General features: G+C 72.5%; 13 protein-coding genes. 11 read left to right on the top strand and 2 right to left on the bottom strand.

From position 1 onward, the window contains the following. Positions 1-267 precede the first annotated feature (267 nt). From BM051_RS00770 to BM051_RS00790, 6 genes are all read left to right on the top strand, one after another. Positions 268-672 (top strand): YraN family protein, encoded by a 405-nt coding sequence (locus tag BM051_RS00770; RefSeq protein ID WP_092528327.1) that lies wholly within the window; start codon positions 268-270, stop codon positions 670-672. Next, positions 669-2,183, top strand: a complete 1,515-nt coding sequence (locus BM051_RS00775; protein WP_092526370.1) for a YifB family Mg chelatase-like AAA ATPase — start codon at positions 669-671, stop codon at positions 2,181-2,183. Before BM051_RS00770 ends, BM051_RS00775 begins: the two co-directional genes overlap by 4 nt. A 131-nt stretch (positions 2,184-2,314) precedes the next feature. Then, positions 2,315-3,529 carry a DNA-processing protein DprA gene (gene dprA / locus BM051_RS00780; protein WP_424923247.1) on the top strand — a complete coding sequence of 405 codons (1,215 nt, stop codon included), beginning with the start codon at positions 2,315-2,317 and terminating at the stop codon, positions 3,527-3,529. 628 nt (positions 3,530-4,157) lie between these two features. Continuing rightward, complete coding sequence (locus tag BM051_RS28870) at positions 4,158-4,325, top strand: hypothetical protein (protein ID WP_166677603.1); 168 nt, start codon at positions 4,158-4,160, stop codon at positions 4,323-4,325. Positions 4,326-4,758: 433 nt separating this feature from the next. Then, on the top strand, positions 4,759-5,961 hold the full coding sequence (locus BM051_RS00785; RefSeq protein WP_092526376.1) for a tyrosine recombinase XerC: 1,203 nt from the start codon (positions 4,759-4,761) through the stop codon (positions 5,959-5,961). Continuing rightward, on the top strand, positions 5,933-6,913 hold the full coding sequence (locus BM051_RS00790; RefSeq protein WP_092526379.1) for a FliA/WhiG family RNA polymerase sigma factor: 981 nt from the start codon (positions 5,933-5,935) through the stop codon (positions 6,911-6,913). The genes BM051_RS00785 and BM051_RS00790 overlap by 29 nt, the downstream gene beginning before the upstream one ends. Positions 6,914-7,280: 367 nt before the next feature. Here the strand turns inward: BM051_RS00790 and BM051_RS00795 are convergent, their stop codons facing one another. Next, entirely contained in the window at positions 7,281-7,946 is a 666-nt protein-coding gene (locus tag BM051_RS00795) for a M23 family metallopeptidase (protein WP_092526382.1), read from the bottom strand. Between the two features lie 452 nt (positions 7,947-8,398). Here BM051_RS00795 and rpsB point away from each other — a divergent pair, with 452 nt between their 5' ends. The 5 genes from rpsB to BM051_RS00820 all read left to right on the top strand — a co-directional run bounded on the left by rpsB (position 8,399) and on the right by BM051_RS00820 (position 12,597). Next, positions 8,399-9,259, top strand: coding sequence for a 30S ribosomal protein S2 (rpsB, locus tag BM051_RS00800; protein WP_092526385.1), 861 nt, complete (start codon positions 8,399-8,401; stop codon positions 9,257-9,259). A gap of 49 nt (positions 9,260-9,308) precedes the next feature. Beyond that, positions 9,309-10,124, top strand: coding sequence for a translation elongation factor Ts (gene tsf, locus BM051_RS00805; RefSeq protein WP_092526387.1), 816 nt, complete (start codon positions 9,309-9,311; stop codon positions 10,122-10,124). 236 nt (positions 10,125-10,360) lie between these two features. Beyond that, entirely contained in the window at positions 10,361-11,107 is a 747-nt protein-coding gene (gene pyrH / locus BM051_RS00810) for a UMP kinase (RefSeq protein ID WP_092526392.1), read from the top strand. A gap of 49 nt (positions 11,108-11,156) precedes the next feature. Beyond that, complete coding sequence (gene frr / locus BM051_RS00815; RefSeq protein WP_092526395.1) at positions 11,157-11,714, top strand: ribosome recycling factor; 558 nt, start codon at positions 11,157-11,159, stop codon at positions 11,712-11,714. A gap of 28 nt (positions 11,715-11,742) precedes the next feature. After that, complete coding sequence (locus BM051_RS00820; protein ID WP_243859276.1) at positions 11,743-12,597, top strand: phosphatidate cytidylyltransferase; 855 nt, start codon at positions 11,743-11,745, stop codon at positions 12,595-12,597. Position 12,598: 1 nt separating this feature from the next. Here BM051_RS00820 and BM051_RS00825 read toward each other — a convergent pair whose 3' ends face one another. Next, a complete protein-coding gene (locus BM051_RS00825) occupies positions 12,599-13,435 on the bottom strand; it encodes a VOC family protein (protein ID WP_092528329.1) in 837 nt (278 codons plus the stop codon). Positions 13,436-13,562 lie beyond the last annotated feature (127 nt).

The following is a 13,562-nucleotide window of genomic DNA, read 5'->3' on the forward strand; positions in this document are numbered from 1 at the left end:
GCACTCGCCCGGACTCCCGTAGCGACCGTCGAGCACGCCGCGGTCGCCCGTTCCGTCGTGAGGTCCGGCTCGCTACCCCTGGGACCGCTGATCCGTTAGCACCCTCCACTGACAGTCGGAGCGTCTCCCGGTCCCGGACCAGTGGAGTTGTCCACAACACCCATCTTGTCCACAGGCCCGCCAACTTCCCCTCGCCCCACCCGCCCGACCCCTGCCACCGTCGAGGACGAACCGACCGGCCAGCGACGAACCACGGGGGTGGCGGACATGGGTGGCGCAGCGTGTCGAGCACGCGGAACGGAACGGCGAGGACCGCTGGCCCTCGGCCGTGCGGGCGAGGAGTTGGCGGCGAGGTACCTCGCCGGGCAGGGGATGCGGGTCCTCTCCCGGAACTGGCGGTGCCGCGCCGGCGAGCTCGACCTGGTCGCCACCGACTACCGGGGGCTGATCGTCTGCGAGGTCAAGACCCGCTCCGGCGACGGGTTCGGCGCCCCGGAGGAGGCCGTCACCCAGGAGAAGGTCCACCGGCTCTGGCGGCTGGCGCACGAGTGGAAACGCCACCACAACCTCCGTTGCTGGTGTCCCCTTCGCTTCGACGTCATCGCCGTCTCGGCACCACCCGGCGCCCCCTGGACACTGCGGCACTTCCCGGCCGTGGGGGCGGAACGGTGAGCGGGCTCGCGCGTGCCTGGTCGGTGGCGCTGCTCGGCATCGAGGGTCGGCTCGTGGAGATCGAAGCCGATCTGGGAGCGGGACTGCCCGGGACCAAGCTGCTCGGCCTCCCCGACGCGGGCCTTCGCGAGGCCAAGGACCGGGTACGCGCCGCGGTGCGGAACAGCCGGCAGCCCTGGCCCGACCGGCAGATCACCATCGGCCTCTCCCCGGCCAACCTGCCCAAGATGGGCTCCGGCTACGACCTCGGGATCGCCGTCGCGGTCCTCGCGGCCGTCGGCGCGGTCCCCGCGACGAAGCTCCGCGGTGCGGTGTTGCTCGGCGAGCTCGCGTTGGACGGTCGGGTGCGGCCGGTGCGCGGCGTGCTCCCGGCGCTGCTCGCGGCACGCAAGGCCGGCATGACCCACGCCGTGGTGCCGGTCGAGTCGCTGGTCGAGGCGGGACTCGTGGACGGGTTGGAGATCGGCGGCGCCGCCCAACTCGGTGACGTCGTCGGCTGGCTGCGCGACGAGCTGGCACTGAGCCGGCCGGAGCCGCGGTCTCCGGCGGCCGACCCCGTGGTGCCCGACCTCGCCGACGTGGTCGGGCAGCCCGAGGCGCGGTGGGCGTTGGAGGTCGCCGCGGCCGGCGGCCACCACCTGCTGTTCATCGGCCCGCCTGGGGTCGGCAAGACGATGCTGGCCAGAAGGCTGCCCGGGCTGCTGCCCCCGCTGTCCCCGGAGGAGTCGCTGGAGGTCACCGCGGTCCACTCGGTGCGGGGTCTGCTGTCGCCGTCGGAGCCGCTGATCCGGACCCCGCCGTTCGTGGCACCCCACCACTCGGTCTCCGTTGCCGCGCTCGTCGGCGGCGGCACGGGCCTCGCCGTGCCCGGCGCGGTCACCCAGGCCCATCGCGGGGTGCTGTTCCTCGACGAGGCCTGCGAGTTCGGACCGGAGCGGCTGGAGTCGCTGCGGACGGCGCTCGAGGAGGGCGAGATCCGCATCGCCCGGCAACGCGGCACCGTCTGCTACCCGGCGCGGTTCCAGCTCGTCCTCGCGACCAACCCGTGTCCGTGCGCGCCGGCACGGGAGGCCGACTGCTCCTGCCCGCCGGCCGCCCGCCGGCGCTACCTCGGTCGCCTGTCCGGCCCACTGCTGGACCGGGTCGACCTTCGCGTGCGCATGCGTCCGGTCACGGCGATGAACGTGGCCGGCGGCGGCACTCCCGAGCCGACCGAGGTCGTGCGGACGCGGGTGCTGCGGGCCCGTGAGCGGGCGGAGCGGCGATGGGCCGGCCATGGCTGGCGGAGCAACGCCGAGGTTCCCGGACCGGCGCTGCGGCGGGAGTACCGGCTCTCGCCCGGTGTCACCGCGTTGCTCGACCGTGGTCTGCGGTGCGGTGCGGTCACCGCCCGTGGCGCGGACCGGTGCCTGCGGATCGCGTGGACGCTGTCCGACCTCGCCGGTGTCGACCGTCCCGAGGACGAGCACGTGGCCGCCGCACTCGAGTTCCGCGATCGGCGGGCGGTATGAGCGACCATCGGACATTCCACACCCCGCCGGATCACACCACCCCGGATCGGGCGGTCGCGCAGCCGTCCGATCCGATCCCCGCCGACGAGGGAGGGTGCCGCCATCCGGCCCCGGCGTCGACCGACCGTGCCGTGCCGACGGAACGCGGCAACGAGGCCCGTGCCGTCGCCGGCGGGGCGCGGTCGTGGGACGAAACCCGACTGGCCCGGGCCTACCTCCTGCGCGCCGCCGAGCCGCCCGCGCCGGCACTCGTGGCCTTCGTCGCCGAGCACGGTCCGGTTCGCGCCGCCGAGCGCGTGCGCTCGGGGCACGTGCCCGACGCCGTGGCTCAGGAGACCATGGCTCGCCGCGCCCTGGCCCTCGAGGAACACGACCTGCGAGCGGCCGACGAGATCGGTGCCCGCCTGGTCATCCCGGAGGACGACGAGTGGCCGGCGTGGCCGCTGCTGTCCCTCGACGTGGCCACCGGTCGGGGTGTCAGGGGCGTGGCGCCACCACTCGGCCTGTGGGTGCAGGGCGGCGGACGGCTGGACGGGGTCAGCGAGGAGGCGGTGGCGGTGGTTGGATCCCGGGCGGCCACGGCCTACGGGGAGCACACCGCGGCGGAGCTCGGCCACGGAATCGCCGAGTCCGCGGTGGTGGTGTTCTCCGGGGCGGCCTACGGGATCGACGGCTGCGCGCACCGCGGCGCGCTGGCCGCCGGCGGCACCACCGTGGCGGTCCTCGGGTGCGGCCTGGACGTGGGCTACCCGGCCGGCCACGTGGGCCTGCTCAACCGCATCAGCGAGCGCGGCCTGGTGGTCAGCGAGTATCCGGTGGGCACCCCGCCGGCCCGGCACCGGTTCCTCGTCCGCAACCGGCTGATCGCCGCGCTCAGTGCGGGCACGGTCGTGGTGGAGGCGGGTGCCCGCAGCGGGGCCCGCAACACGGCGGCCACGGCCGGTGCGCTCGGCAAGGTCGTGATGGCGGTGCCCGGGCCGGTCAGCTCCGCCATGTCGGTCGGCTGCCACCAGTTGATCCGTTCCTGCGCGGCGACGCTGGTCGCCTCGGTTGCCGACGTCCTGGACACGGTCGGGCGGCTGGGTCGGGAGGTGCCGGAGTCCGTCGAGCAGCGACGGCCCACCGACCGGCTGGGCCCGCAGGCCCTCCGCGTACACGAGGCACTCCGCAGCAGGCGAGGCAGCTCCGCCGAGGAACTCGCCGCCGAGTCAGGCGTGCCGTTGGCCAAGGTGCGCGCGGTCCTGCCCGCTCTCGAGTTGGACGGCTTCGCCGAGCGGTGTTCCAGCGGCTGGCGGCGTGCCTCCGGCCAGACGGCCACACCACCGGAGCGAACCGGGCATGCGTGACGAACGGCTCCCGGCCCCGCCAGCCGACCCACCGCTGACGGGATATCCCGCTGCTGGGCCCGAACTGACCGCCCACCTCCGACCGGCGCGCACCCGTCGGTCGCCTGGGCCCGCATGCTGTCCGCGTGCACGAGGCGCACCAGTGATGAGGCGCGCCCCGCCGGTGGTGCGTTTCCTGGAGCAGCCTCGTGCTCATATCGGGGCGGGCCTCGGCAGGACACGAGCCGACGGTGGCCTCGGGTACCGCGTACGTATCGAGGCCACCGTGGGCCCCACCCATCGGGCGGGTGGTTCGGGGAGGAGGTGGTGGCCGAGTTCGGTGTGCCGTTGGTCGAGGTGGGTGGGCTCCTGCCCGCTCTGGGGTTGGACGGTTTCGCCGAGCGGTGCTCCAGCGGGTGTTCGCGGAGCGGGCTCCGGTGGTTGGCCGGGCGCGCCGCCCGTCGGGCGGCCAGTCCCGCAGGGGGCGGGCCCATGAGTGGCGGCCGGCTCGCGGTGGCGCCAGCCGACTCGATGCTGGGGGGATGTCCCGCTGCTGATTCCGAAGCGACCGCCCACCTCCGAGCGGTGCGTGCCCAGCGGCCGGCTGTGCTCGCGGGCTGTTCACGTGCACGAGGCACGCTCCCGCCGGATGGGTGGTTCGGACCGGGAGGTGGTGGCCGAGTTCGGTGTGCCGTTGGTCGAGGTGGGTGGGCTCCTGCCCGCTCTGGAGTTGGACGGCTTCGCCGAGCGATGTTCCAGCGGCTGGTGGCATGCCTCCGGCCAGACGGCCACCGTGCTGGAGTGGGCCGACCCGTGAGTGAGGATCGGCTCCGGGCCGCGGCAGCCGATCCACCGCTGACGGGAGGTTCTTCCTGCTGGGTGCGAGGTGTGCTCGTCTGCGCGCATCCGAGCTGTGGCGGTGCCATCGGCCGGCTTGCCGGGCCCGTTGCCCGATGCCCGAGCCCGATGCCCGAGTCCGATGCCCGAGTCCGATGCCCGAGCCCGATGGCCTCCGCCCGATGGCCTCCGCCCGATGGCCGGGGAAGCGTTGCCCGGAGCGGCCGGAGACGGCTTCGGCGAATCGGGCGATCCCGGCACGTCGACCCGGTGCCGGGCCCGCCGATCCGCGGGCCATCCCGCCCGACCGATGCTCTCGCCCGCCCCATCTCGCTCCTCCCGAACCGGTACTCGGATCGAAACGGCGTGGCGATGCTTGACCAGCGATGCGGCTTCGCGCAGCGTCCTGTGTCATGGCGTCCCCCGGAGAACACCGGTCGGGTTCGGGCACCTCCGGCCGCCGGCCGGACCTCGCGGAGGTGCGCGCCCGCCTGCCACCCGCCGCCACCGAGCTGGTGGACGACTTCGCCAGGCACCTACGGCTGGAGCGCAACCTCTCGCCGCACACGGTGCGTGCCTACGTGGGTGACGTGCTGTCCCTCCTGGGCTTCCTGCACGGCGTGACCGACCCCTCCCGCGGTCGCGCCGCGAACCAGGCCGGCGACGATTCCGGCGGCCCTGGCGGCGCGGCGACCGGCGACAGCCCGAGCGGTGCGAACACCGAGGGCAGCGGCACGGAACCAGGAGGCGTCGGCGCGGAACCTGGTGCCCCAGTGCGCGGCGGCAGCGAGCGGGGCGAGGCCGATGGCCGACCCGGGCGGGAGCATGCGGTCATCCTGGACGGGCTCGGCATCGACGTGCTCCGGGCTTGGTTGGCCGGCCAACGGACCACGGGGCTCAGCCGCACGACGCTCTCCCGGCGGGCCGCGGCCATCCGCACCTTCACGGCCTGGGCCCACCGCGCGGGCATGCTCCCCGCCGACCCGGGGGCTCGCCTGGTCGCTCCCCGCGCGCGCCGGAAGCTGCCCGGTGTCCTGCGTCCCGATCAGGCCGGTGAGCTGATGAAGGCCGCCGCGTCCGGCGCCGCCGAAGGGGATCCGGTCGCCCTGCGTGATCGGGCCGTGCTGGAGCTGCTGTACGCGAGCGGGATTCGCGTCTCCGAGCTGTGCGGCCTCGACGTCGACGACGTGGACTTCACCCGCAGGGTGGTCCGGGTGCTGGGCAAGGGCGCGAAGGAGCGCACGGTGCCGTTCGGGGTGCCCGCGGCCGACGCGCTGCGCGACTGGCTCGACCAGGGCCGACCCCACCTCGCCGCCGCCGTGACCCGGTCCGTGGGACCGGCGCTGTTCCTGGGCGTTCGCGGTGGTCGGCTCGATCCGCGCGCGGTCCGCCGCACCGTGCACGACGCGGTCGAGGCGGTGCCCGGGGCCGCCGAGATGGGCCCACACGGGCTGCGGCACTCCGCGGCGACCCATCTCCTGGAGGGCGGAGCCGACCTTCGAAGCGTTCAGGAACTGCTCGGTCACGCTACGCTTGCCACGACGCAGCTCTACACTCACGTGACCGTCGAGCGGCTGAAGGCGATTCATGACCGAACCCACCCCCGTGCCCGATGATTTCGGGGGAGATTTGGCAGACCCCGCGTTGGCGTCCTACATGCGAGTGACCACCGAGCAGGCCGACCGTCCCGGCGGCCTCCTCCGGCGGGCGGCGAGCACGGGGGCGGGCACCGCGCAGCGCGACGGCGGCCGGTCCGCCGACCGGACGTGCGGGCAGGCGGCGGGACAGGGCGACGGTCATGTCAACGATGTCGAGGCGGGCATCCAGGCCCTGTGGGAACAGTTCATCCGGTCACCCCAGCAACGCATCCGCGACCGCCTGGTGCTCCACTACGCCCCGCTGGTGAAGTACGTCGCCGGCAGGGTGGGTACCGGCCTGCCCACCCACATCGACGTGGGTGATCTCGTGCAGTCGGGCATCTTCGGTCTCGTCGACGCCATCGAGAAGTTCGACCCGGAACGCGGCCTGCGCTTCGAGACCTATGCCATGCAGCGCATCCGCGGCGCCATCCTTGACGACCTTCGCTCGCAGGACTGGGTGCCCCGCGTGGTGCGCAGCCGCGCCCGGGAGGCCGAGCGTGCCCTGGAGCGTCTCGGTGCCCGCCTGCACCGCACCCCGACGGACGCCGAGCTCGCCGACGAGCTCGGTATCTCGCTCGACGAGCTGCGCGACCTCTACGGCCAACTGCAGCTCACCAGCGTGGTCGCCCTCGAGGACCTGGTCACGGCCGGGAAGGACTGCGGCTCGCTGGTCGACACCCTGGCCGACGACGACGCGGTGGATCCCGTCGCCATCCTGGTGGACCAGGACAACCGCCGGCAGCTGGCCGAGGCGATCGCCCACCTCACCGAGCGGGACCGGGTCGTGGTGAGCCTCTACTACTTCGAGAACCTCACGCTCGCCGAGATCGGGAAGGTGCTCGGGGTGACCGAGTCCCGGGTCAGCCAGCTGCACACCCGCGCGGTGCTGCGGCTGCGGGCGAAGCTGATGGAACAGGCCACCGTCTGACGGCACCTCCTCCCGTCCCGCCTCGGGCCGCCCTGCCTTCTTCACCCCCGGCCCCTCCCTCCTCCCGCTCGGCTCGGTTAGTGGTGGTCGGCCAGCCGGCGGAACTGGGCCAGGCAACGGCCGGCCGGCGGTGCTGGAGCAGGCAACGGTCAACTGGCCGGCGGCACGGAAGCAGGCGACGTCGGCCGGCCGGCGGCGGCGCGCGGCCAGGCAGCGCGGCCGGTGAGGCAGCGGTGGCCGGCCAGGCATCGGTCGACCAGGTAAAGCGGTGGCCGGCCGGGCTGTCGGGTACGGCTGGCGGTGGGTCGCCTGGTCGAGGCACGCCGCCCACGCGCTCGCCAGCCGAACCCCGGGTCGGGGCTCGGGCTCATCCCGACCACGGTTTCAGCCGGAAGCGGGTTTCCGGTCCCACCAGGCGCAGCGGGTTCAGGTACTCGGCACCCCGCCGGACACCCCAGTGCAGGCAGGCCGCCGCCGGGCATCCCGGGTGGCCGGTGACGACCTCGCCGATCACCTGGCCGCGAAACACCTGGTCACCCACCACCACCCCGGGGACCAGTGGCTCGTACGTGGTGCGCAGACCCCCGTCGTGGTCGATGGACACCACACCGCGCCCGGCGAGCGTCCCCGAGAACACGACCACGCCCTCCCCGGCGGCGAGCACCGGTTGCCCGGGCGCGGCCCCGAGGTCGACCCCGCGGTGCCCCGAGCCGTAGGAAGTGGCCGGCGGGTCGAAGTTCCGGGTCACCGGCGGGTCCGGCGACAGCGGCCAGCCGAAGCGGGGATCCAGCGCCGCCGAGTGAGCTCGCACCGGCTCGTACCGGGACGTCACCGCAAGGGTGCCCGACTCGTGCGTGCCCGGCGTGGGGAGCGGCGGCAGCACGGTCGCCGCCGGCCGGGGGAGCGCCGGGGTGTGGGTCTCCGGCGGGGGTTGGGCGTGTGCCGCGCCCTCCGGCGGCCATGGCGGGACGGACACCAATGGCAGGACCAGGACCAGGACCAGCGCCAGCAGCGGGCGGGGGATCGAGCTCATGGCTCCAGGGTCGGGGGGCGGGGCGCGGTGTGGGGGCCGTCGTAGGAATCTGTGGACAACGGGGGTCGATGTGGATAACCGGCGTCGGAGGGGGTTGCCGGTGCGGAGGAGGTCGGTGGGGCGGCGTACACTGTCCTCCGCAGTCTGTGTTCACACGGGCTGACTCCGCGTGCACGTGCGCGCTCCACACCAATGGGAGCAATCCAGTGGAGCACGGCGCCCGGCGGTCCCAGCGGCTGCCGGACGTCCACGATCGGTGACCGGCACGGGTGACAGCGGGCGGAAGCCCCACCACCAGGCCGGCACGACAGGGACGACCAGGCGACCGAAGGGTCCGGGCACCGGCACGGGCACCAGGGCGGCTGTCCACCCGGCCAGCCGCGACAAAACCGACCACGCGTGCCGGAGCCTACGCCCCGGCGCGCCAGACACGAAGAGGTGCGAACCCGGCCATGGCCGTCGTCACCATGAAGCAGCTGCTCGACTCCGGCGTGCACTTCGGGCACCAGACCCGCCGCTGGAACCCGAAGATGAAGCGCTACATCTTCACCGAGCGCAACGGCATCTACATCATCGATCTGCAGCAGACGCTGAGCTACATCGACCGCGCCTTCGAGTTCATCAAGGAGACGGTCGCCCATGGCGGCACCATCCTGTTCGTCGGCACCAAGAAGCAGGCGCAGGAAGCCATCGCCAAGGAGGCGCAGCGCGTGGGCATGCCCTACGTCAACCAGCGCTGGCTCGGCGGCATGCTCACCAACTTCCAGACCGTGCACAAGCGGCTGCAGCGCCTCAAGGAGCTCGAGGCGCAGGAGCAGACCGGCGGCTTCCAGGGCCTGACCAAGCGCGAGATCCTCACGCTCACCCGCGAGAAGGACAAGCTGGAGAAGACCCTCGGCGGCATTCGCGACATGTCGAAGGTGCCGAGCGCGGTGTGGATCGTCGACACCAAGAAGGAGCACATCGCCGTCGGCGAGGCGCGCAAGCTCAACATCCCGGTCGTGGCGATCCTGGACACCAACTGCGACCCGGACGAGGTCGACTACCCGATCCCCGGCAACGACGACGCCATCCGCTCCGCCGCGCTGCTCACCAAGGTGGTCGCCGAGGCGGCGGCCGCCGGGCTGATGGCGCGCTCGGGCCGCAACGGTGCCGCCGCGGAAGGCCAGGACAAGCCGGAGCCCGGTGTGGCCTCCGACGAGCCGCTCGCCGAGTGGGAGAAGGAGCTGCTCGCCGGCGGCGAGCCGGCCGCGGCCGGCGCGGAGCAGGCCGGCGAGAACGTCGAGGCCGGCTCCCGGCAGACCACCTCCTGATCCACGGCCCAGCTACCCACCCACACGCCCCCAGGGGAGAAGGAAAACGATGGCGAACTACACCGCGGCGGACGTCAAGCGCCTCCGCGAGCTGACCGGCGCCGGCATGATGAACTGCAAGAAGGCGCTGGAGGACAGCGAAGGAGACTTCGACAAGGCCGTCGAGTACCTGCGCATCAAGGGCGCCAAGGACGTCGGCAAGCGGGCCGAGCGGGCCACCGCCGAGGGCCTGGTCGCCGGCGACGGCGGCGTGCTGATCGAGCTCAACTCGGAGACCGACTTCGTCGCCAAGAACGAGGAGTTCCAGCAGCTCGCCGACCGGATCGTCGGCGTGCAGAAGGAGGTCCGCACCGACGACGTCGAGCAGCTCAAGTCCGCCGAGCTGGACGGCAAGACCGTCAACGACGCGATCCAGGAGCTCTCCGCCAAGATCGGCGAGAAGATTGAGCTGCGCCGCGCCGTGGCCTTTGACGGCACCGTCGCCACCTACCTGCACCGCCGCGGCGCCGGCCTGCCGCCGGCCGTCGGGGTGCTCGTCGAGTACACCGGTGACGACGCCGACGCCGCGCGGGGCGCCGCCCTGCAGGTCGCGGCGCTCAAGCCGAAGTACCTCAACCGCGACGAGGTTCCGGCCGAGATCGTCGAGAACGAGCGGAGCATCGCCGAGCGCACCGCCCGCGAGGAGGGCAAGCCCGAGCAGGCCCTTCCCAAGATCGTCGAGGGCAAGGTCAACGCCTTCTTCAAGGACACCGTGCTGCTCGAGCAGCCGTCGGTGACCGACAACAAGAAGACGGTCAAGGCCCTGCTCGACGCGGCCGGCGTCACGGTCACCCGGTTCGTCCGGTTCGAGGTGGGCCAGCAGTAGCACCATCCGCACGACCAACTGTGCCCCGTCTCCGGCCACGTCGGGGACGGGGCACGGTTGTGGGGGACCACGGGGTACCAAGGAGACCGAAAGCAAGCAGACCGCCGCAGCGTCGTGACCTGGCCGACAGCTCGCTTTCGGTCGGATTGGTATCTACCAGCACTGTTCGGATCGAGGCAGGCGGACGCCGGGGCCGAGGGACGCACCGCCCCACCCCGCCGGACACAGGAGGCGAGATGAGTGCAGAGCGGCCCGACGGGGGCTACCGGCGGGTGTTGATCAAGCTGGGTGGCGAGATGTTCGGCGGCGGCGCGGTCGGGGTCGACCCCGACGTCGTGCACTCGGTGGCCGTGCAGATCGCGAACGTGGTTCGCACCGGAGTGCAGATGGCGGTGGTCATCGGCGGCGGCAACTATTTCCGCGGTGCCGAGCTGTCCCAGCGCGGCATGGACCGCGACAGGGCCGACTACATGGCGATGCTCGGTACCGTGATGAACTCGCTCGCGCTACAGGACTTCCTGGAGAAGGAGGGCGTGCCCACCCGCGTGCAGACGGCCATCACCATGGGCCAGGTCGCCGAGCCCTACATCCCCCGCCGCGCCGAGCGCCACCTCGAGAAGGGCCGCGTCGTGATCTTCGGCGCCGGCACCGGGATGCCGTACTTCTCCACCGACACCGCCGCCGCCCAGCGCGCGCTGGAAATTGGGTGCGAGGCGGTGCTGATGGCCAAGGCGGTCGACGGTGTCTACACCGCCGACCCGAGGAGCGACCCGACCGCGAGGATGTTCCACGAGGTCACCCATCGCGAGGTGCTGGAACGCGGGCTCAAGGTCGCCGACGCCACCGCGTTCAGCCTCTGCATGGACAACCGGATGCCGATCATCGTGTTCAACCTTCTCACCGAGGGGAACATCGCCCGCGCGGTGCGTGGTGAGAGGATCGGCACACTGGTCAGCACACCCCCGTGCCCGGAGCCGGTATAGACCCGCTGCGGCGCCGGTCGCCACAGCCGCCACAGAGCAAGGAGTAGCCGTGATCGACGAGACCCTTCTCGACGCCGAGGAGAAGATGGAAAAGGCGGTGTCCGTCGCCAAGGAGGACCTGGCGACGGTGCGCACCGGCAGGGCGACGCCCGCGATGTTCTCCCGCATCGTCGTCGAGTACTACGGCGCGCCCACCCCGCTGAACCAGCTGGCGAGCGTGAACATCCCCGAGGCGCGGATGGCCGTGATCAAGCCCTACGACGTCAGCCAGCTCGGCGAGATCGAGAAGGCCATCCGGGACTCCGACCTCGGCGTGAACCCGGGCAACGACGGCCAGGTCATCCGGGTGGTCATCCCGCAGCTCACCGAGGAGCGGCGCAAGGAGATGGTGAAGATCGCCAAGAGCAAGGGCGAGGACGCCAGGGTCTCCATCCGCAGCGTGCGCCGCAAGGCGAAGGAGGAGCTCGACCGGATCGCCAGGGACGGCGAGGCCGGCGAGGACGACGTGGTGCGCGCGGAGAAGGAGCTGCAGAACCTGACCGACAAGTACGTCCACCAGGTCGACGAGCTCGTCAAGCACAAAGAAGCCGAACTGCTCGAGGTGTGACGGTCACGTGGGCAGGGTGGGAGCGAGAGTGAGCGAGGAGAGCCCGGGCGCCGCCGACTCGCCGGGGAAGTCCTCGCGCGCCGGCCGGAACCTGCCGGCCGCGATCGCGGTGGGTGTGGTGCTCGGCGCGGCGATCCTGGTGTCGCTGCTCACCGTGCGGTACCTGTTCATCGGGATCATCGCCGCCGCGATCGTGGTCGGCACGGTCGAGCTGGCCGGCGCGCTGCGCCGGGCGGCCGAGATCCGGGTCACGCTGGTGCCGGTGCTGGCCGGCGGCCAGGCGATGATCTGGCTGGCCTGGCCGTTCGGCCAGCAGGGCGTGCTCACCGCGTTCGTGCTCACCGTGCTGGCCTGCCTGCTCTGGCGGTTGCCCGGCGGCGCGCAGGGCTACCTGCGGGACGTCGGCGCGTCCGTCTTCGCCGTGGCGTACCTGCCGCTGTTCGCGGCGTTCGCGGCCATGTTGGTGCCACCCGCGGACGGGGTGGGCAGGGTGCTCACCTTCATGATCGTCGTGGTGGCGTCGGACACCGGAGGCTACGTCGCCGGGGTGCTGGGCGGCCGCCACCCGATGGCGCCGTCGATCAGCCCGAAGAAGACCTGGGAGGGCTTCGCCGGCTCGCTCACCGCGGGAATCGTGGCCGGCGCGCTCAGCCTCGCGCTGTTGCTCGAAGGGCAGGCGTGGCAGGGCGTGCTCTTCGGCGCGGCGATCGTGCTCACCGCGACCCTCGGTGACCTCGTGGAGTCGCTGATCAAGCGGGATCTCGGGATCAAGGACATGGGCTCGCTGCTGCCCGGCCACGGCGGTCTGATGGACCGGCTGGACTCGTTGCTGCCCTCCGCGGTCGTGTCCTGGCTACTGTTGACCGCCTTCGTTCCCGGGTAGCTCAGTCGTCGTACGGGTCGTCGACCTCGGCCCGGCCCCAGCCGTCGACCGCCGTGGTGTGGTCGATGACCGAGAACGTGGCCCCGCCCGGGTCGGCCAGCACCGCGGTGCGGCCGTAGGGGGTGTCGAACGGTGGCGCCACGACCCGCCCACCGAGCATCGTCGCGTGCGCGGCGACCGAGTCGGTGCCGCGGGCGGGGTCGATCAGGAAGTAGACCATCCAGTGCGGCTGCGCGGTCGGCTCGTACTCGCTGCCCATCACGTAGCGGTAGAGCACCGGCAGGTGGTCCAGCCGCCATTCCGCGTAGTCGAGTCCGTCCCCGCCGATCTGCATGCTCGTGTAGCCGAACAGGTGGCAGTAGAAGACGTCGGCGGCCGCCCCGTCGTGGGTGTTGAGGTCCGCGCCGGCGAACGCTCCCGGCACGCCGACCGCGAACCGCCACGTGTCCATCAACTGCCAGAACACCACGGGCGCGCCGCTCCGGTCGGTGGCGTGCAGGATGGTGCCGCGATGCGGGATGTCGGCGGGGCCGAGCACCCGCCGCCCGCCCAGGCGCGGCACCCACTCGGCGACGGCGTCGATGTTGCCGACCGCCAGGTGCACGGTCCAGCCAGACGGCTGGCCCGCCCCCGCCAGGTACAGGCCGGCCGCCGGCTCCCCGCCGAGCGACGCGATCGCGTACCGCCCGGTGACCGGGTCCGGCCGGGTGTCGTACCGCCAGCCGAGGAGGGCGGCGTAGAAGTGCTGGGCCCGCGCCTCGTCGGGCGTCGCCAGCTCCACCCAGCAGGGCGTGCCGGGCCGCAGGACCGGGCCGCGGTCGGGCATACCGAGCGACATGATCATCCCCTTCGAAGAAGGAGAATTTTACGTCGAAGTAGTGAAACCTGAACGCCAAATGTCACGTACTGAAACAGGCGCCGCGGGAAAAACGCCCGAATCGGGCGGTCTCACGGGCCCGTTTGCG

The sequence above is a fragment of the Amycolatopsis arida genome, assembly GCF_900115565.1.
GTDB lineage: Bacteria > Actinomycetota > Actinomycetes > Mycobacteriales > Pseudonocardiaceae > Yuhushiella > Yuhushiella arida.